The sequence below is a fragment of the Priestia megaterium NBRC 15308 = ATCC 14581 genome (assembly GCF_000832985.1).
Classification (GTDB): domain Bacteria; phylum Bacillota; class Bacilli; order Bacillales; family Bacillaceae_H; genus Priestia; species Priestia megaterium.
Genome location: NZ_CP009920.1, coordinates 170,725 through 189,806, shown reverse-complemented (window position 1 = coordinate 189,806; position 19,082 = coordinate 170,725). Strand labels below are relative to the sequence as shown.

The following is a 19,082-nucleotide window of genomic DNA, read 5'->3' as shown; positions in this document are numbered from 1 at the left end:
ATCGAAATAAATTCTAAGAATAACATAATCATTGACAATCCTAGCATAAACTTTTAATATATAATTAAACAAAGTGAATTACTAGGTATTGCTGACGCTGTACGAAAAAACGCGCCTACTAGGCAACTGGAGGCCAGACCATTGTGGTGAAACAAATGGACTGGTCTCCTTTTTTATTGAGCGGCTGCTATGGAAGAATTGGATTCTGGAACGGAATAGTTGGTATAAATTTAGCGATGAGTAAAATAGTCGAATGGACAGTAAGTAAGTTTTTTTCTTAATAAGGTTTTGAGAGCGTAAACATTTTAAGAGGAGGATCCGTATATGACTGCCGACTTTCATTTTCATACAGATGTATTAATTATTGGAGGAGGCCCTGCTGGTGCATGGGCAGCTCTGCAAGCAGTTAAAGAAGGTGCAAAAGCTGCACTTGTTGATAAAGGATATTGCGGAACGAGCGGAGCAACTGCGCCTTCTGGTACAGGAGTTTGGTATGTAAAGCCCACTTCTGATGAACAGATGACCGCGATGAAAAGCAGGGAAGAGCTGGGAGGATATTTAGCCGAAAGAAGCTGGATGAAGCGAGTGCTTGATTGTACGTTTGAACAAGTAAATGAGTTAGCGCATTTTGGCTATCCGTTTCCAGTAGATGAAAAAGGGATTTCTCAGCGAACGACTCTTCAAGGTCCTGAATATATGAGATTAATGCGGCGTCAGCTTCAAAAAGCAGACGTTCAGATTTTGGACCACAGCCCCGCACTGGAGCTTCTTGCAGATGAACACGGTGTGGCAGGTGCGTGCGGAATCAATAATCAAACGCAAGAAACATGGAGAGTAGAGGCTGCTGCAGTTGTGATTGCAACGGGAGGGTGTGCATTTCTGAGCGGAGCACTCGGTACAAATGTTTTAACAGGAGACGGTTACTTATTAGCTACAGAAGCAGGTGCGGCCCTTTCAGGTATGGAGTTTTCAAATGCTTATTCAATTTCGCCAGCTTTTTCTCCAATCACAAAATCTGCATTTTATAAATGGGCTACATTTTATTATGAAGACGGTACAGTGATTGAAGGAGCCGGTTCTCATAAAGGACGTTCCATCATTGCCAGAACGTTAATGACCCAGCCCGTTTATGCAAGGCTGGACAAAGCGGATGAAAGCATTCAAAAAGCCATGCGCTTATCACAGCCAAATTTCTTTTTATCATTTGATCGTCTTCATATAAATCCCTTTACTCAAATGTTTCCAATCACCCTGCGTTTTGAAGGAACTGTTAGAGGAACAGGAGGTATTCACATTACAGATGAAACGTGTAGAACCGACATTCCAGGTTTATATGCAGCCGGAGATGCGGCAACGCGCGAATTAATTTGCGGAGGATTTACGGGAGGAGGAAGCCATAATGCAGCGTGGGCTATCTCTTCAGGCTGCTGGTCAGGAAAAGCAGCGGCAGCATTTGCTGTTAAGCAAGGAAAAAATGCCGCAAGTCGACATGCAAAAGGCGTATCAGAAGCGTCAGGAATCACAAAGTCAGTAGCTTCTTCTGACGCAGCAGATACGAAGGAAATGATAGCATCGGTTCAGCGCGAAGTCTTTCCATATGATCGAAACTGGTTCCGTTCAGAAGTAAGACTGCAAGATTCCCTTATGAAGTTAAATGCCGTGTGGGATGAGTTGAAGAATGGAGTATATGATAAAGAAAGAAACATCGTGAGAAGTCGAGAGCTTGCGGCCATGACGGCAACGGCGCGATGGATGTATACAAGTGCATTAGAAAGGAAAGAAACGCGAGGAATGCACCGGCGTGACGATTTTCCGTTTATGGATTCCAAGCAACACTACCGCATTCTAAGCGGAGGGGTGCAGGAAGTCTGGGCGAGACCCTTAGGTACAAAATCTTCTGATCGCGTAAAGGGGGTTATTTAATGATCGAGCTTCTTAGTGAAGACCGATGTATTAACTGCAATCTTTGTGTATCCGTTTGTCCAACAAATGTCTTTGACCGCTCTCGAATGGGAGGTGCTCCTTCCATAGCTCGTCAATCCGATTGTCAAACTTGCTTTATGTGTGAACTGTACTGTCCGGTAGATGCTTTATATGTGACGCCTTTAGCTGAACAAACTGTAGAAGTAAATGAACAGCATGTAATAAATCAGCACTTGCTCGGAAGTTACCGGGAAGCTGTAGGCTGGGGAAAAGGAAGAAAATCCACCGCTTCTTCCGATCAGTCGCATATCATCTTAAATAAAAAGTAAAGAAAAAAGAGCGGAAACAGCCGCTCTTTTTTCTTTACTTTTTCGTTTCACGAACCCATTTCACAATATCATCAATGACATAAGAAGGAATGTTGGCTGAAACAGCATATTCATCGGGCGTGCTTTTTTCACCAGTTCCTTCTGTGAAAAAGTGGTTGAGCTTTGGATAAAGCTTAAAAGAAGTGTTGGAACGCTGAGATAAGCTTTGTTTCCAGCCTTCAAAATCTTCCGTCGTTACTTGATAATCACGCGCTCCTTGTAAAAAAAGCAGAGGCGTGTCCTGAGATTTTGCGACTTCTGCAGGGTGCCAGTGAGCTAAGTCATACCAAAAATAAGGCGTGCCAAGCAGGAACTCTTTTGGCGGCTGAGCTGGCGAAAAGCTTGGGTCTTGTAAAATGGCAAACTGCTGCTGAAAAAAAGTAAGCTGCTCTTTTGGAAGCTGATTCAGCGATACAAGATAGGCAAATTGTTCAAGCATTAACTCTGGAAGTGTGCGGCTCGGTGCAGCAAGTAAAATAGAGCCGCGCACGCTTTTGTCCTGCGTTTGCTTTAAAATTCTGGGCATCATCATGCCGCCTTGACTGTGTCCCAGTATAAAAATATTGCGGCTGTCGATACCTTTTTGTTTCGCCATTGCTTTGACTGCGAGTACGGCATCATCCGTTGTTTCATCGTCAACGTTTATTTTACTTTCACCGGACATTTTAGCTGTATGTTCGTATGTACGCTTGTTGTAGCGTAAAACGGCGATTCCTCGAGAAGCCAGTCCAGAAGCCAGATCTCGAAACGGCTTTAAGCTCATAAACGTTTCATCTTGATCAGAAGGTCCTGATCCGTGAACTAATATGACAACGGGTACATTTTGATGTTTTGAACGTGTTGGAAGAGTAAGCGTTGCTGGAAGTTCGTAAGGTGCTTTGCCGATTGAAAGCTGTTTTTCACTGTAGTTCTTAGGGGTGTCATAAGACGGTGTGGAAAACGAAAACTGGCGCTCCTCCGGTACGATTCGCCAATCATCAATTTGACGATTTTGACTAAATCGAACGGTTAAAGTAGCTGATACGTGTTCAAATTCAATTGGGATTTCTATATTTCGATGAACGGTATTGACTTCACCTTGTACAGATGTACCAATCTTTTTTACAGAACCAAACTGAGCCGTTAGAGCTGACCACCATATTTTTAGGTTGTCTTCACTCATTTTGGACTGCAGGCTGCGGGAAAAGTAGCGCTTAGCTTCTTTTGTTTTGCCGTTGGCGACATTCGTTAAAAATGCGTTTGCTCGTTTGACTTCAACTTTTGCTGAATGATGAGCAGCATTTGCCGCTGCTTCAGCTTGAACAGGTGAAGTGGACATAGGGAGTACTTGAAGTCCGAGTGCTAAAGAAACAGCGAGTGGAAGGGCAGCTTTTACTTTTTTCATACATCATCCTCCTTGGCGATTCTTGTACTCTATCAGTATACCAATTTTAGGTAAGAGACGTCATGTCATTCTAAGATAAAAAAAGCCGATGCGTTATGAATATGATAAAATAAAGAAGTTATATTTTTTAGAAAATTTAAATATCTAAAAAGGGGCGCTTTTATGACCTATGATCCGCATTATCATCCATATCCATCTTACCGAGTTCCCGTTTATGCAAAAAAAGGAATGGTATCTACATCTCAGCCGCTCGCAGCGCAGGCAGGCCTTGATATTTTAAAAAAAGGCGGCAATGCCATTGATGCAGCAATCGCGACAGCAGCGAGCCTTACTGTATTAGAGCCCGCATCTAATGGAATCGGAGGAGACGCGTTTGCGCTTGTTTGGACAAATGATCAGCTGTACGGACTAAATGCTAGTGGACCTTCTCCGCAGTCTATTTCCATTGATGCGCTAAAGGAAAAAGGATACAGAGATATTCCTAAGGACGGAATGATTCCCGTTACGGTTCCCGGGGCTCCGGCTGCTTGGGCTGCTTTATCGAAGCGATTTGGCAAACTGCCTCTTTCTCAAGTACTGCAGCCTGCCATTCAGTACGCCAAAGAAGGATTTCCGCTAGCGCCTACTCTCGCGAAACAATGGAAACAAGCGTACGATACGTTCAAACGAGTACATACAAGCGAAGAATTTGAGTCATGGTTTCAAACGTTTGCCCCAAATGGACGAGCACCAAAAGCAGGAGAAATGTGGTCATCCATCCATCATGCCCGTACGCTTCAGCTCATTGGTGAAACAGATGCAGAAGCGTTTTATAAAGGCGAGCTTGCGGATCGTATTGATGCATTCAGCAAAAAATATAGCGGCTTTTTATCCAAGGAAGATTTGGCTGCTTATGAGCCCGAGTGGGTGAACCCGATTTCCGCTCACTACCGTGGATATGATGTATGGGAAATTCCTCCGAACGGTCAGGGGCTTGTTGCGTTAATGGCATTAAATATTGTCAAAGGCTTTGAGCTTCAAGAAAAAGACGCTGTGGATACGTATCATAAACAAATAGAAGCGATAAAGCTTGCGTTTGCGGACGGGGAAAAATACATTACGGAAGAAGCAAAAATGAGCGTGTCTGTTAGTGAGCTGCTGTCTGATACATATGCAAGCTATCGCCGCAGTCTTATAAAAGAACATGCTCTTCGGCCTGAAGCGGGAGAACCTGTCGGAAGCGGAACGGTGTATTTAGCAACGGCTGATGAAGCGGGAAACATGGTTTCATTTATTCAAAGTAATTATATGGGCTTTGGTTCTGGAATCGTTGTGCCAGAAACGGGAATTGCCTTGCAAAACCGCGGCCATAATTTTTCAATGGACCCTGATCACGATAACTGCCTTGCTCCTAATAAAAAAACGTTTCATACCATTATTCCAGGCTTTCTCACTAAAAATAATGAGCCCGTAGGACCGTTTGGCGTGATGGGAGGTTTTATGCAGCCGCAGGGACATATGCAAGTTGTCATGAATACGATTGACTTTCAGCTTCATCCTCAAGCCGCTTTAGACGCGCCAAGATGGCAGTGGAAAAAAGATAAAACGGTGTTTGTGGAGCCAGCTTTTCCCTCACACGTAGCACAAGCGCTTGAACGAAAAGGACATAAAATTGAAGTAGCTGTTGATTCAATGGCATTTGGGCGCGGACAGATTATTTGGAGAGATCCTGAAAGCGGCGTGCTATGCGGAGGAAGTGAATCACGAACGGATGGATTTGTAGCTGGATGGTAGCGCTCAAAGTAAACAAAATAGGTGGAGGAAGAAGCCCGTACTGATTAGAGTTGGGCTTTTTTCATGTCTCAACCACATGTATAAATCTCTTCAAAGAACTTAAAACTAAAACAAACATTTACGTATGTATGGATAACGTGAACTTAGGGGTTATGTACGGGGAATTTACATTAGACGCTGCTACGTATCTTTATAAATTAATATAAGCAATAATTGAGCGTGGTGAGAACAGCCGTCTCAAGCTGCCAATTGACATGAAGGTAGGCTAACAACACTTGGTGAAAGGAGCGAAAAGGTGATGAGAAATAAAAAGTTTGAAGTGAAATTTTTACGTGTAATGCTGATTATCGCCCTAGGAATTCTCCCTTTTTTATTTAGAAAACCACCGATTAAAGACTGGCTGCTGGCCTATGTATTTAACGCCTTAACAAATGGTATTATTGATAAATTTATTATTACTCACGGCCTTCTTCGATATCCAACTCGCTTATTGAAAAAACAGTTTAGAATTAACGTGTTGTTCGATTTTTTGCTGTATCCTATGATATCCGTCATGATTAATCAGGCTACGTATTACGATAAAGGGCTAAAAGTTTTATATAAAATTGTGCTCTTTACGATTCCTATGTTTTTTATTGAATTATGGGCTGAAAAACGGACGAATCTTATCGAATGGAAAACCGGCTGGATGTGGTATCACACTTTTACTAGCGTAACGTTAAAATCGTATCTTAACCGGATGCTGATTGGATGGATTCGACAAATTGAAAAGAAGCAGAAAGAAACGAAAATATAATAACAGAGATTCTAAAAACGACGTTAGAGAGGTGAACAAAGGTGCATATTTCTGTCCTTCTATGGCTGGTTTTTCAAAATATCCATAAGAAAACGTGGAACAAAATACGCGAGCTGTATGCTGGGGTTTTATACGTGAGCTTTTTTAATATTCTCTACTATTTTTTATGTAATGATAAATTGCTTTGGGATTTTAAATCTTCTCATCTTTCATTAAAACTACTGCGTATTTTACACCTTATGTTCATTACGCCTCTCATGATTTTGTCGTTCTTAGCTACTTATCCGTCTACACTCGCTAAGCAGGTGAAATATATTACAAAATGGGTATGTACAGCTTCGTTTGTAGAATGGGTTGGGCTCAGGTGTAAGGGAATTACATTTAGGCACGGCTGGCATTTGGGGTGGTCAGCACTTATTTACGTAATGATGCTTATCTTCTCGAGATGGTTTCAAAAAAAGCCTTTTGCGGTATTGCTGCTCTCGGTTTTAGCAACAGTAATTCTCAGCGTTATCTTTAAAGTTCCCGTGAGCAAACGGATGCTAAAACATCCGCTGAAACGAATATTGACTAGGCCTTTAAAAGATCATGTGACTCAAGCTGTTGCGAATAAAGTAAAGCGAAAATGCCTGCCTCTCAAGCTGTTCTCGTAAGTTCCTGCTCTCTGTGAAGAGCAGGTTTTTTAGCTTACTGGAGGAATAACGTCCGTCAGCAGCAGAACGAAAAAAATCAGGCCCGCTCCCGTAAAGCTTAAAGAAGCAAAAAAATAAGCCGTCCAGCGCAGACGAAACGGATTGTGTTCAATATTGGCCCCAGACATTAACCTCATGGAATGAGTTTTATAGTGAGAAGAAGCGCTGTTGCTTCCGCTACTTGAAAACCAAAAAGTCAAAACTGAAAACAAAAGTCCGCTAAAAAACATAAGCTCAATAAAGCGGATAGACAAAAATGATGAGCACGCATAGGTTAATCCAGTTTCAATAAGCAGTGTAATAACAAAAATAAGCTGAGTTCTCTTCAAAAAATTCTCCCCTTTTTTCTCTGTGTCTACTTTTGATTATACAATAATTTACATATATAAAAAGTCTCAAAAATGCTTTTATTATGATATAATGGTAATAAATGTATATAGGAAAAAGTATTCAAAGTTCGTATGCATCACGATTATAAGCTCTTTTATAATGATGAAACTTACTATATACGCTGCGCTTAGCTTCAGGTGCGTAGAATGAAAGTGAGGAGTATGTATGGACTTAGGAGAGACTGTGATTGCGATACTAGCAGCGGGAGCACTTTTATTATACGGCACGTTAGAGCTTTGGTTTGCGCTTCGTAATTCTTCTTTTTTTAAAGGGTGGAAGCAAAAACTAGCCGTCATTTTACCGTTATATGCGGTTACATTCGGCATATGGTTCGCGTTTTTTCATAACAAAAAAGTCTTACAAAAAGGAGGAATGAAAGATGGACATCAATTCATACCTCATTCGGTTTTCATGTATGCTGATGCTCATGTTTGGAGGATTATTTATTATACGGTATGTAAAAACAAGTGACTTTTATTTAGATCAGCTTCTTGTCTTTGGAGCGGGTTTTGTTCTGTTTATCGGCTCACTTATTTGGAAAAGAAAACATCAGCAGCAAGGAAATAGAAAAGCTTGTTAATCTCATGAAATTGTGACAGTATAAAACAGATAAAAAATGTAATCTCGTGATCGTACCATTGGTTACGAGCTGCTGCTGGAGGAAAAGAAAATGAATGTACCTAATTGTCCAAGCTGTCAATCACAGTATACATATGAAGATGGAAACCTGTTCGTCTGCCCGGAGTGTGGGCATGAATGGGGACAAGATGAAAAAACAGAAAACACGGAAGAACAGCTGACTGTAAAAGATGCAAACGGGAACCTTTTAAAAGACGGAGATTCAGTTACTGTCATCAAAGACTTAAAAGTAAAAGGAAGCTCATCGGTTGTGAAAATCGGAACGAAAGTAAAAAGCATTCGTTTAGTAGAAGGCGATCATAACATCGACTGCAAAATTGACGGATTTGGAGCGATGAGCTTAAAATCTCAGTTTGTTAAAAAAGCATAAGAATTAAAAAAGCCAGGATCAAGAACAACTTCACTCTGGCTTTTTTCTATGCATTTTAACTGATAAAACGAAATATATAGACCAATTTGTCTATTTTAGAAGGAATCTAGCTAAATGTCCCGAACTTACTTAAAGTGTCTGAGAATTTGGATATTAATGGAATGGATGTCCGTTTCATGAAGGCGAAAGGGAGGTAGAAATGTGAAAAAGTTTTTAGCGTTTCAAATTTTAATTGCATTAGTAATCGGAGCTGTTATCGGGCACTTTTTCCCGGACTTTGGGATGGCTTTAAGACCGGTAGGAGACGGGTTTATCCGGCTCATTAAAATGATTGTGGTGCCGATTGTCTTTTCAACCATCGTCATAGGTGCTGCGGGAAGCGGCAGTATGAAACAAATGGGGAGTCTAGGGTTAAAGACGATTATTTGGTTTGAAATCATTACTACCCTCGTATTAGGAATCGGTCTGCTGTTAGTGAATTTGCTAAAGCCCGGAGTAGGCCTCGATCTTTCTCATCTTGTTAAAAAAGATATCGGTGAATTGTCTCAGTACACCGACAAAGTCGTAGACTTTAAACAAATGATTTTGAACATCATTCCAACGAATATCGTAGATGTAATGGCAAAAAATGATTTGCTGGCCGTGATTTTCTTTGCTATTTTATTCGGTGTTGCCGCTGCAGGAGTCGGTAAAGCATCCGAACCTGCAATGAAATTTTTTGAATCTACGGCTAAAATTATGTTTAAATTAACGCAAATTGTTATGGTCACAGCGCCTCTTGGTGTACTAGCGCTAATGGCTGCATCTGTAGGGCAATACGGCATTGCACTTCTGCTTCCAATGCTAAAGCTAATTGGAACCGTCTTTTTAGGTCTTTTTATTATTTTATTTGTTTTATTTCCGCTTGTTGGGTTTTTGTTCAAATTCAACTACTTTGAAGTATTCAAAATGATTTGGGACTTGTTTCTTATTGCCTTTTCAACAACAAGTACGGAAACGGTGCTGCCACAGCTGATGGAGCGGATGGAAAAGTACGGATGTCCTAAACGAGTGGTGTCGTTTGTTATTCCGTCCGGCCTTTCGTTAAACTGTGATGGCTCCACGCTGTATTTATCCGTTTCGTGCGTCTTTTTAGCACAGGCTTTTAATATTGACATGCCCCTAACTCAGCAATTATTTATGATGCTTATACTAGTAATGACAAGTAAAGGAATTGCGGCTGTCCCGTCAGGTTCACTTGTTGTGCTTTTAGCCACAGCCAACGCAGTAGGTCTGCCAGCTGAAGGAGTCGCAATTATTGCTGGAGTAGACCGCATCATGGATATGGCCAGAACAGGAGTTAACGTTCCGGGTCACGCCATTGCCTGTATCGTCGTCTCGAAATGGGAAAAAGTATTTCGAGCCCAAACACCAATTCCGCCTGCATCTCACACGGAATCTCTATAAAACCAACCCCCGCTTTAGCTCATAAAGCGGGGGTTTTTTGTTAAATCTCCAAACATTTATTAACGATGTAGACTAGAGTAATTTGCCATACTCAGCCCTACTCAAAAAAAGAGCACGCGCCGCTTAAGTCTAAAAAAATGCCCTGTGACTGTTTTTTGATCACAGGGCATTTTTTTAGATGAATGTTCACAAAATGTTCACTTACGAAGAAGGAAGATAAAAAGCTATACTAAGCCAAGTAAAAAACATGAAAAGGATGAGGAATGTGCCCACAACTAAAAAAGAAAGTATGTATTTTGGAATGATGATGTGCGGAGGGATGGTGCTTGTGATGACGATGTATAACATGTTCATAAATGATGTCATCGGGCATATCACACTTGCAGAAGGTATTTTGAATTTGGTTATCACATTTGTAGTTGCCATGATTATCGAAACTTTCGTAGTAGGTCCCGTGGCAAAAAAAGTAGCATTTTCACTGCCGTTTGATAAGTCTAAACAGTTAAAAGTCGTGTTGATTTTATCATCATGTATGGTGATTGGAATGGTGCTTTTCATGTCTGTATACGGATTAATTACGATGTCACTTACGAAAGGTTTAGACGGAGAGCCGCTTCTTTCAAGCTATGCGTTGATCGTTATGAAAAACTTTATCGTAGCCTATCCGCTTCAGCTTCTCATTATGGGACCTTTAGTTCGCGGATTGTTTATGAAATTTGTTAAGAAGAATCCCGCCGCTGCTTAAGTCAAAACCCTAAGAACGCCTATTTTCTTAGGGTTTTGTTGTGCAAAGCTGTTCAGTCAGAATAGAAGAAAATTCACGTAAAGCCGCCGATATAAAGGCATCTTTTCGCGTAATAAAAAAAGTAGGAACCTTTCTATATGGCTGCGGCAGCGGAGTTAACGTTAATGAATGATTATAGTTAGATACAATAGATTTCATCATTACAGCTAAGCCCATACCTGCTTTTACACACCCAATAATGGCTTCAATCGTACCAAATTCTAATATGCGTTTTGGAAATACGCCTTCTTTTGTCAACAGCATTTCTAACGTATGTCGATATGCGCATCCGCTGCTGAAAGCTAATAGGTTCATATCGTTTAGGCTGTAAAGAGAAGGAAGAGGATGCCGGCTCACAAGTACAAGCTCTTCATCTCGAGTAAATAAAGAGTTTAGATCAGGATGTGCACAGCTGCCTGCAACAAATGCGCCTTCAAGTTTTCGGGTTAAAACCAGGTGAATAAGAACATCGGTTGTATGTGTTTCTAAAATGAAGTCTACATCCGGATAGGCAGTGCAATAAGTAGAAAGCAAAGGCGGTAGCCGAAGAGCCGCGGTGGATTCAGTTGCACCTATTTTTAAAGGTCCTATCGGCGTGTGCGAGCTGCTTTGCACAGTTGCCGTGGCTTCATTGGTTAAACGAAGAATTTGTTCAGCATAACGATGCAACAGCTCTCCGCTGGAAGTTAACGTTACCCCTTTACCGCTTCGTTGGAAGAGCTGTGTACCCAGTTCCGCTTCTAATTGCTGAATTCGCATCGTCACATTCGACTGCACGTAGCTTAAGATTTTGGCTGCCTTTGAAATATTTTTTTCTTCTGCTACCGTTGTAAAAACAAGTAAATCTTTTATATCCATAAAATCTCCTCCTTCAGCTATCATTTTTATTGATGACTTTTATCTTTATTACTTATTTTACATGATACTATTCCTTCTCTACACTGAAAGTAGAAGTGGAGGAGAGAAAATGAGCAGACAAAAAGCTTCTTATAAGTGGATGATTTTATTTGTTGCCACTCTTTCTCAGGCATGTGCAACATTTGTCACGTACGGGGTAGGACCGTTGGCAGCGTTTTGGCAAAGACTATATGATTTATCGCAGTTTCAAACAGGACTGCTCGTATCATCTGTTCAAATTGGCCCGATTTTTTCCATGCTGCTTTTTGGGAACTGGATGGATCAATATGGAGAAAGGTGGCTTGTAGGAGGAGGATCTATTTTGCTGGGGATAAGCATGCTTTTTGCCTATAGCGCTGATCATTATTTGTATCTAACAGGCGTACTTCTCGCAGCAGGCGTGTGGTATGGAACAGCACAGCCAGGAGGAAGCAAAGCAGTGGTGAAGTGGTTTCCTTCTCATCATAGAGGCCTTGCCATGGGGATTCGGCAAACGGGAATACCCATTGGAGGCGCTGTCGCTTTAGCAGCATTACCGCTGCTGTTTTATCAATACGGATGGCATGGGGCTGTTCTCGTACAGGCAGCGGCAGCTATCGGAGGAGGCCTTCTTTTTTTTGTATTCTACCGAGAGCAATCATCATCGTCAGAAAAAAAGGAAACATTTACACTTCGTCAAAAAATCAAGGGCATTTCTCAAGATAAAACGCTCTATCCGCTGTTTTTTGTAGGTGTTTCAATGATTTCTCTTCAAATGATTCTCGTTGCGCACTTTATGAGCTATTTAACGAAAGCCATAAAGATGGATTTTGCTTCAGCTGGCATCATGCTGAGCATCACACTGTTAGGCGGAATGGTGGGGAGAATTGTTTTAGCTTGGGTAAGTGATTATGTGTATAACGGAAATCGAAGAACTCCTTTGCAAGTGACGGTTTGGATAGCTGCAGGACTAATAATAGCTATTTCTTATATTGGATTTACTTTGCCTTTTTGGCTACTAACTGCAGTTTGTTTTAGCCTCGGTTTTTTTGCAATTGGCTGGTTTAGTTTGTTTATCGTGCTAATAGCAGAAAAAGCGGATGATCGTTTTATTGGTTTAACGGTAAGCATTGCGTTAACGCTCAATCAATTTGCCATCGTGCTCGCACCAATTTGGTTCGGGCTCCTTGTAGATTGGCTCCGGAGCTACGCGTTGGCTTTTAGTACGGTTGCATGCTTCATTGCTTGTGGAGGAATATGGTTAAAAAAGAGCGAGTTTATTCATTTTTAAATAAAAACGTCACTAAATAAAAAGTGATTTAGGGCTATTTATTTAAGAATAGAGAAGACCTCTTATCCTCTAAAACGTTTCAAAGCCATACTCCCGGGTACACACAACATTAATGAGGAGGAGATAGTATGGAAGCAAAAGCAAAGAATGTTGTGGGGGTATACGAAACGGAACAAGAAGCAATTCAAGCTGTAGAGAGTTTGAAAAAAGAAGGATACGCATCAGAAGAAATATCTATCATCGGCAAACATAAAAAGACCAAAAAAGTTCAGAAAGAAACGAATACAAAAGCAGAAGGGGCAGCAACTGGAGCACTTACCGGAGGTACGCTAGGGAGCTTGACCGGAATATTAGCAGGTGCCGGGGCTCTTGCCATACCAGGAATAGGTCCATTTGTGGCGGCTGGTCCGATTGTAGCTACATTAACAGGTGCGGCAGCTGGTGCGAGCGTAGGAGGTCTGTCTGGTATTTTAGTAAGTATGGGAATTCCAAAACAGCAGGCCGAACAATATAATGATTCAGTCAAAGAAGGCAGCTTGCTTGTTTTAGTAGACAAAGAAGACTCAGATCATGATGGAAACCCGAAAGCTCCTTTAACCGGAATGATTTTATAGAACGTATGATATGGAGGAGAAATCTGTCGCAGTGCGGCAGATTTTTTTATGCACTGATTTAAATACACTAATCTAACAATAATATTCCATAATAGTTAAAAATATCAAAATACGTCATGGTGTATCGAATAATAATATGCCTTAAATTATAATGTAATATTATTGTAACAATAATGTATTTATTGTTTTATTTTGGGATTGAAATCTTGATGAATGCTTTAACAGAAGGATTTAAGCGCAAATTTCATCCAATAATTAACTGTTAATTATTATACGTAGTAGAATAATTTTCTAATTTATTTTCAGGAATTACTTTTTAGCAAATTATTCATGTTTGAAAGAGAGCTAAAAAGTATATTTCAAAAGTATGTTTACTTAAAAAGTTAAGAAGGTTGATTAGTAGCATCATTCATTTAGCTAAATTTCGAAAGGAGCTGCTAAAATGAGTATTCAAAAAAGTACAGATAGTTCTAGTTTAGCAGAAGTGATTGATCGAATTCTCGACAAAGGGATTGTCATCGATGCTTTTGCCCGAGTATCACTCGTAGGAATTGAAATTTTAACGATTGAAGCACGAGTCGTTATTGCAAGTGTTGATACGTGGCTTCGCTATGCAGAAGCCGTCGGGTTATTAACCGACAAAGTAGAGGAAGAAGGGCTGCCTGGCCGAACAGAGGAGCGAGGAGCAGGGCTTAGCTTTTAAGTCTTTTAATCATTAGAAGATTCATTAAATAAATAATAATAAGAGAAAAGAGGATGGAACATGACAACAACTGATCAAAATGAAAAACAAGAAAATCAGCAACAGGAAGAAAAAACGCAAAACTCTTTAAATCTTGCTATTTTAGGAGGCGTAGTAGGAGCGGGAATTGGACTTCTTTCAAGTCCTCAAACGAGTAAAAAAGTACTCAGCCGCTTAGGACAATCAGAAATTGTACGTGCGACAGGACAAGAGTTAAGAAGAAACGCACAGGATATTCTAACGCAGCAAGCGATGGGAGCATTAAGACAGACGGCTACAGGCTATCTTGAAAAAGACAATTTAAGCAAGCTGCTGGCACCTAAAAAGAAAAAAGAAGATGCATCAAATGAACAGGGAAATGCGCAGGAAGAAGTCAGCCAAAGCGCAGAAATGGAAACGTCTCAGTACGAAGAGCTAAAAGAAGAAAATAAAAATATGAACGACCAGCTGCAGCGCATTGAAGAGATGCTAAACAAACTCATGGACGCGAAGAAGTAGGATATCCGTCCTTAAGGGGAATTTCATGGATAAAAAAGATGTGGAGAAAGCAGCCTTAAAAGCAGGAAAAAAGATCATCGATCATACACCTGAACCTGTTAAGGAAAAGGTAGAAGAAAAGGTTAAAGAAAAAGCGAAAGAAAAATTTGTCGAAAAAACTGAAGGAAAACTGCAGGAAAAAGCAAATGAAGCATCAGAAAAACTGCAGGAAACAAAAGAGAAAAATGCCCAAAAGGTACACGGCAAAGGGGAAGACGCAAAAGAAAAGCTCCAAGACGTCTTACTATCAGTAAAAGAGAAGCTTAGCGATGTGAAAGAAGCTGGAGAAAACTTTCAAGAAAAAGTTTCTTCTTCAGACGATAAAGAGAAGTCAAAAAATAAGCGGAAAATAAAAGGCGCAAATCAGATTAAAAAAGCAACGGATATTAAAAGCTCTACTAAGATTAAAAGTTCCAATGATATTAAATCATCTACAGATTTAAAAACAATGGGCTCATAAGCGAAAGGAGAAATGAGATATGTCTATTCAAAAAAGTACTAATAGTTCAAGTTTAGCAGAAGTCATTGACCGTATTTTAGATAAAGGAATTGTTATTGATGCTTTTGCAAGAGTTTCTGTTGTAGGAATTGAGATTTTAACGATTGAAGCACGAGTGGTTATTGCCAGTGTTGATACATGGTTACGCTACGCAGAAGCAGTAGGGCTTCTGCGTGACGACGTAGAAGAAAACGGTCTTCCTGAACGTTCAAATTCAAGTGAAGGACAGCCGCGTTTTAGTATTTAATATGAAGTGATATGGAACCTTCCTTTTTTGAGGGTGGTTCCAGCTTTTAGATCTAACTATTGGAGGCTACTAAAAATGGAAATTAAAAAAATTATGCAAGCCGTGAACGACTTTTTCGGTGAACACGTAGCTCCTCCTCATAAAATTACCTCGGTGGAAGCTACTGAAGATGAAGGCTGGAGAGTTATTGTTGAAGTCATTGAAGAACGAGAATATATGAAAAAATACGCCAAAGATGAAATGCTCGGAACGTACGAGTGCTTTTTAAATAAAGAAAAAGAAGTCATTTCATTCAAACGACTCGACGTCAGATATAGAAGCGCCATTGGCATTGAAGCATAAACGATAAGATGGCAGGAGGAACGTAAAAATGACCGTCTTAACAGACAAAAGGAAAAAAGGCAGTGGAGCTTTTATACAAGATGACGAGACAAAAGAGGTTCTTTCAAGAGCGCTGAGCTATTTGAAGTCCGGCTATTCCATTCATTTTACAGGTCCTGCCGGCGGAGGCAAAACCTCTTTAGCGCGAGCGCTTGCTAAAAAGAGAAAGCGTCCTGTAATGCTGATGCACGGGAATCACGAGCTCAACAATAAAGATTTAATTGGCGATTTTACGGGATACACGAGCAAAAAAGTAATCGATCAGTATGTTCGTTCTGTCTATAAAAAAGATGAACAAGTGAGTGAAAACTGGCAGGATGGCCGATTGCTTGAAGCTGTAAAAAATGGCTATACGCTGATTTACGACGAATTTACTCGGTCTAAGCCTGCAACGAATAATATCTTTCTATCAATATTAGAAGAAGGCGTGCTTCCGCTGTATGGAGTGAAAATGACCGATCCTTTTGTGCGCGTGCACCCTGATTTTCGCGTCATCTTCACAAGCAATCCAGCTGAGTATGCCGGCGTATACGATACGCAAGATGCGCTTCTTGATAGGTTAATTACCATGTTTATTGATTATAAAGACATCGACAGAGAGACAGCGATTTTAACGGAGAAAACGGACGTAGAAGAAGACGAAGCGCGCACAATTGTAACGCTCGTAGCAAACGTGCGAAACCGCTCTGGAGACGAAAACAGCAGCGGACTTAGCCTTCGGGCTTCGCTTATGATCGCTACTCTCGCCACGCAGCAAGACATTGCTATCGATGGAAATGACGAAGATTTTCAAACGTTATGTATGGATATTTTGCATCATCCGCTTACCAAATGTTTGGATGAAGAAAATGCAAAAAGCAAAGCCGAAAAAATCATTTTAGAAGAGTGTAAGAATATAGACACGGAAGAAAAGTAAAGGAGCTTGAAAACATGAGTGAAACAAACGAAACAGGTATTTATATTTTTAGCGCCATTCAAACGGATAAAGACGAAGAATTTGGATCGGTAGAAGTAGAAGGAACAAAAGCTGAAACATTTTTGATTCGCTACAAAGACGCAGCTATGGTAGCAGCTGAAGTACCGATGAAAATTTATCATCCCAATCGCCAAAATTTATTAATGCATCAAAACGCAGTAGCAGCGATTATGGACAAGAACGATACGGTTATTCCAATCAGCTTTGGGAATGTATTCAAATCAAAAGAAGACGTAAAAGTTCTTTTGGAAAACCTTTATCCGCAGTTTGAAAAGCTGTTTCCAGCAATCAAAGGAAAAATTGAAGTCGGTTTAAAAGTAATTGGGAAAAAAGAATGGCTTGAGAAAAAAGTAAACGAAAATCCTGAACTTGAAAAAGTATCAGCATCCGTAAAAGGAAAATCAGAAGCAGCCGGTTATTATGAGCGTATTCAGCTTGGAGGAATGGCTCAAAAGATGTTTACTTCCCTGCAAAAAGAAGTCAAAACAGATGTGTTTTCACCGCTTGAAGAAGCAGCGGAAGCAGCAAAAGCAAATGAGCCAACGGGCGAAACGATGCTTTTGAACGCGTCTTTCTTAATTAACCGAGAAGATGAAGCGAAGTTTGATGAAAAAGTGAATGAAGCGCATGAAAACTGGAAAGACAAAGCCGATTTTCATTACAGCGGTCCTTGGCCTGCTTATAATTTTGTGAACATTCGCCTAAAAGTAGAAGAGAAATAACGTGCTTCACAAATTAGTAACCGCACCTATTAACCTTGTAGTGAAAATCGGCGAGAAAGTACAGGAAGAAGCTGATAAACAGTTATATGACCTTCCGACGATTCAGCAAAAACTCATTCAGCTTCAAATGATGTTTGAGCTTGGTGAAATTCCGGAAGAAGCGTTTCAAGAAAAAGAAGATGAACTGTTAATGAGGTACGAAATTGCGAAGCGCAGAGAAATTGAACAATGGGAAGAGCTAACAAAAAAAAGAAATGAGGAATCCTAGATGGGAGAATTACTGTATTTATACGGTTTAATTCCAACAAAAGAAGCAGCAGCCATAGAGCCGTTTCCATCTTATAAAGGGTTTGACGGAGAACATTCACTGTACCCAATTGCATTTGATCAGGTGACGGCTGTCGTTTCTAAACTGGATGCTGACACCTATTCAGAAAAAGTGATTCAAGAAAAAATGGAGCAGGATATGAGCTGGCTGCAGGAAAAAGCATTTCATCATCACGAGACGGTAGCCGCTTTGTACGAAGAATTTACGATCATTCCATTAAAATTTTGTACCATTTATAAAGGTGAAGAAAGTCTGCAGGCAGCTATTGAGATTAACAAAGAAAAGATAGAGAATTCACTGACGCTGCTTCAAGGAAATGAAGAGTGGAACGTGAAGATTTACTGTGATGATACGGAGCTTAAAAAAGGAATCAGCGAAACGAATGAAAGCGTGAAAGCGAAAAAAGAAGAAATTAGTCACTTATCACCAGGAAGACAGTTTTTTGAAAAGAAAAAAATAGATCAGCTGATTGAAAGAGAATTAGAACTTCACAAAAATAAAGTGTGTGAAGAGATACATGACAAGCTTAAAGAATTATCGCTTTATGACTCTGTTAAAAAGAATTGGAGCAAGGACGTAACGGGCGCAGCTGGACAGATGGCGTGGAACAGCGTGTTTCTTCTCCCGTCTTTGCAGATCACTAAGTTTGTAACCGAAATAGAAGAGCTTCAGCAAAAGCTTGAAAATAAAGGCTGGAAATTTGAAGTGACGGGACCATGGCCGCCCTATCATTTCTCGAGCTTTGCGTAAAGTGAGGAATTAACATTATGTCTCTTAAAGAATCCATGGAGAATAAAGATATTGCTCTCATTGATATTTTAGATGTCATTTTAGATAAAGGAGTCGCCATTAAAGGAGACTTAATCATTTCCATAGCCGGCATCGATTTAGTGTATTTGGATTTGCGGGTGCTTATTTCTTCGGTTGAAACGCTGGTGCAAGCAAAAGAAGGAAATCGCAAACCAATCACTTCTGAACAATTTGATAAACAAAAGGAGGAATTAATGGATGCAACCGGTCAGCCAAGCAAATGGACGAATCCACTTGGATCCTGATCAAGCTGAACAAGGCTTAGCGCAGCTTGTGATGACAGTTATTGAGCTATTGAGGCAAATCGTTGAACGTCATGCCATGAGGCGGGTGGAGGGTGGAACGTTGACGGACGAACAAATTGAAAACTTAGGAATTGCACTAATGAACTTAGAAGAAAAAATGGACGAGTTGAAAGAGGTGTTCGGTCTGGACGCAGAAGATTTAAATATTGATCTTGGACCGCTAGGCAGCCTGCTTTAAGCGGTCATTAG

26 protein-coding genes are annotated in these 19,082 nt (G+C 40.5%); 23 read left to right on the top strand and 3 right to left on the bottom strand.

All coding sequences use genetic code 11. The features are described 5' to 3' along the window. Positions 1-143 precede the first annotated feature (143 nt). Genes BG04_RS30520 through BG04_RS01550 form a run of 3 tightly spaced genes read left to right on the top strand, consistent with a single transcriptional unit; the run spans position 144 to position 2,252 of the window. Positions 144-281 (top strand): hypothetical protein, encoded by a 138-nt coding sequence (locus tag BG04_RS30520; RefSeq protein ID WP_155276295.1) that lies wholly within the window; start codon positions 144-146, stop codon positions 279-281. 43 nt (positions 282-324) lie between these two features. Next, on the top strand, positions 325-1,923 hold the full coding sequence (locus BG04_RS01555; protein WP_034650390.1) for an FAD-dependent oxidoreductase: 1,599 nt from the start codon (positions 325-327) through the stop codon (positions 1,921-1,923). Then, positions 1,923-2,252, top strand: a complete 330-nt coding sequence (locus BG04_RS01550; RefSeq protein WP_029323018.1) for a 4Fe-4S dicluster domain-containing protein — start codon at positions 1,923-1,925, stop codon at positions 2,250-2,252. Before BG04_RS01555 ends, BG04_RS01550 begins: the two co-directional genes overlap by 1 nt. A gap of 34 nt (positions 2,253-2,286) precedes the next feature. On the opposite strand, the gene BG04_RS01545 is transcribed toward BG04_RS01550, so the two are convergent. Further along, positions 2,287-3,675 (bottom strand): alpha/beta fold hydrolase, encoded by a 1,389-nt coding sequence (locus tag BG04_RS01545; protein WP_034650395.1) that lies wholly within the window; start codon positions 3,673-3,675, stop codon positions 2,287-2,289. Positions 3,676-3,837: 162 nt separating this feature from the next. Here BG04_RS01545 and ggt point away from each other — a divergent pair, with 162 nt between their 5' ends. The 3 genes from ggt (at position 3,838) to BG04_RS01530 (ending at position 6,897) form a co-directional block, all read left to right on the top strand. Continuing rightward, complete coding sequence (gene ggt / locus BG04_RS01540) at positions 3,838-5,448, top strand: gamma-glutamyltransferase (RefSeq protein WP_034650397.1); 1,611 nt, start codon at positions 3,838-3,840, stop codon at positions 5,446-5,448. Positions 5,449-5,746: 298 nt separating this feature from the next. Further along, a complete protein-coding gene (locus BG04_RS01535; RefSeq protein ID WP_034650400.1) occupies positions 5,747-6,244 on the top strand; it encodes a CBO0543 family protein in 498 nt (165 codons plus the stop codon). A gap of 41 nt (positions 6,245-6,285) precedes the next feature. Further along, entirely contained in the window at positions 6,286-6,897 is a 612-nt protein-coding gene (locus tag BG04_RS01530; protein ID WP_013084030.1) for a CBO0543 family protein, read from the top strand. Between the two features lie 29 nt (positions 6,898-6,926). Here BG04_RS01530 and BG04_RS01525 read toward each other — a convergent pair whose 3' ends face one another. Continuing rightward, the gene (locus tag BG04_RS01525) at positions 6,927-7,265 is read right to left on the bottom strand and encodes a hypothetical protein (RefSeq protein WP_034650405.1); all 339 of its coding nucleotides are present in this window, start codon (positions 7,263-7,265) and stop codon (positions 6,927-6,929) included. Between the two features lie 226 nt (positions 7,266-7,491). Between BG04_RS01525 and BG04_RS01520 the strand changes: the two genes are divergently transcribed. From BG04_RS01520 to BG04_RS01505, 4 genes are all read left to right on the top strand, one after another. After that, the gene (locus BG04_RS01520; protein WP_034650408.1) at positions 7,492-7,797 is read left to right on the top strand and encodes a hypothetical protein; all 306 of its coding nucleotides are present in this window, start codon (positions 7,492-7,494) and stop codon (positions 7,795-7,797) included. A gap of 199 nt (positions 7,798-7,996) precedes the next feature. After that, entirely contained in the window at positions 7,997-8,335 is a 339-nt protein-coding gene (locus BG04_RS01515; RefSeq protein WP_013084026.1) for a zinc ribbon domain-containing protein YjdM, read from the top strand. Between the two features lie 201 nt (positions 8,336-8,536). Further along, on the top strand, positions 8,537-9,781 hold the full coding sequence (gene gltP / locus BG04_RS01510; protein WP_034650413.1) for a glutamate-aspartate/proton symporter GltP: 1,245 nt from the start codon (positions 8,537-8,539) through the stop codon (positions 9,779-9,781). 265 nt (positions 9,782-10,046) lie between these two features. Further along, positions 10,047-10,526 carry a DUF2798 domain-containing protein gene (locus BG04_RS01505; RefSeq protein ID WP_034650416.1) on the top strand — a complete coding sequence of 160 codons (480 nt, stop codon included), beginning with the start codon at positions 10,047-10,049 and terminating at the stop codon, positions 10,524-10,526. Between the two features lie 27 nt (positions 10,527-10,553). Here the strand turns inward: BG04_RS01505 and BG04_RS01500 are convergent, their stop codons facing one another. After that, positions 10,554-11,423: a LysR family transcriptional regulator gene (locus BG04_RS01500; RefSeq protein ID WP_034650418.1), complete on the bottom strand. Its 870-nt coding sequence runs from the start codon at positions 11,421-11,423 to the stop codon at positions 10,554-10,556. A gap of 109 nt (positions 11,424-11,532) precedes the next feature. Here BG04_RS01500 and BG04_RS01495 point away from each other — a divergent pair, with 109 nt between their 5' ends. From BG04_RS01495 to BG04_RS01435, 13 genes are all read left to right on the top strand, one after another. Further along, positions 11,533-12,732 carry an MFS transporter gene (locus BG04_RS01495; protein ID WP_034650420.1) on the top strand — a complete coding sequence of 400 codons (1,200 nt, stop codon included), beginning with the start codon at positions 11,533-11,535 and terminating at the stop codon, positions 12,730-12,732. A 128-nt stretch (positions 12,733-12,860) separates the two neighbouring features. Next, positions 12,861-13,346 (top strand): general stress protein, encoded by a 486-nt coding sequence (locus BG04_RS01490; protein ID WP_034650422.1) that lies wholly within the window; start codon positions 12,861-12,863, stop codon positions 13,344-13,346. A 442-nt stretch (positions 13,347-13,788) separates the two neighbouring features. Next, positions 13,789-14,049, top strand: coding sequence for a gas vesicle structural protein GvpA (gene gvpA, locus BG04_RS01485; protein ID WP_013058000.1), 261 nt, complete (start codon positions 13,789-13,791; stop codon positions 14,047-14,049). Positions 14,050-14,109: 60 nt separating this feature from the next. Continuing rightward, on the top strand, positions 14,110-14,586 hold the full coding sequence (gene gvpT, locus BG04_RS01480) for a GvpT/GvpP family gas vesicle accessory protein (RefSeq protein ID WP_034650425.1): 477 nt from the start codon (positions 14,110-14,112) through the stop codon (positions 14,584-14,586). A 25-nt stretch (positions 14,587-14,611) separates the two neighbouring features. Next, on the top strand, positions 14,612-15,085 hold the full coding sequence (gene gvpQ, locus BG04_RS01475) for a gas vesicle protein GvpQ (protein WP_034650427.1): 474 nt from the start codon (positions 14,612-14,614) through the stop codon (positions 15,083-15,085). A gap of 19 nt (positions 15,086-15,104) precedes the next feature. Next, entirely contained in the window at positions 15,105-15,371 is a 267-nt protein-coding gene (gvpA, locus tag BG04_RS01470) for a gas vesicle structural protein GvpA (RefSeq protein ID WP_013057997.1), read from the top strand. A gap of 75 nt (positions 15,372-15,446) precedes the next feature. Next, on the top strand, positions 15,447-15,713 hold the full coding sequence (gene gvpO, locus BG04_RS01465) for a gas vesicle protein GvpO (protein WP_013057996.1): 267 nt from the start codon (positions 15,447-15,449) through the stop codon (positions 15,711-15,713). Between the two features lie 28 nt (positions 15,714-15,741). Further along, positions 15,742-16,668, top strand: a complete 927-nt coding sequence (gene gvpN, locus BG04_RS01460) for a gas vesicle protein GvpN (RefSeq protein ID WP_034650430.1) — start codon at positions 15,742-15,744, stop codon at positions 16,666-16,668. 14 nt (positions 16,669-16,682) lie between these two features. Beyond that, entirely contained in the window at positions 16,683-17,450 is a 768-nt protein-coding gene (locus BG04_RS01455; protein ID WP_016764909.1) for a GvpL/GvpF family gas vesicle protein, read from the top strand. A 1-nt stretch (position 17,451) separates the two neighbouring features. Beyond that, positions 17,452-17,718 (top strand): gas vesicle protein GvpG, encoded by a 267-nt coding sequence (locus tag BG04_RS01450; protein WP_013084016.1) that lies wholly within the window; start codon positions 17,452-17,454, stop codon positions 17,716-17,718. Beyond that, on the top strand, positions 17,719-18,528 hold the full coding sequence (locus tag BG04_RS01445) for a GvpL/GvpF family gas vesicle protein (RefSeq protein ID WP_016764908.1): 810 nt from the start codon (positions 17,719-17,721) through the stop codon (positions 18,526-18,528). Between the two features lie 17 nt (positions 18,529-18,545). Beyond that, on the top strand, positions 18,546-18,833 hold the full coding sequence (locus tag BG04_RS01440) for a gas vesicle protein (protein ID WP_016764907.1): 288 nt from the start codon (positions 18,546-18,548) through the stop codon (positions 18,831-18,833). Continuing rightward, entirely contained in the window at positions 18,787-19,071 is a 285-nt protein-coding gene (locus BG04_RS01435) for a gas vesicle protein K (RefSeq protein WP_013057990.1), read from the top strand. The genes BG04_RS01440 and BG04_RS01435 overlap by 47 nt, the downstream gene beginning before the upstream one ends. The last annotated feature ends 11 nt before the right edge of the window (positions 19,072-19,082 follow it).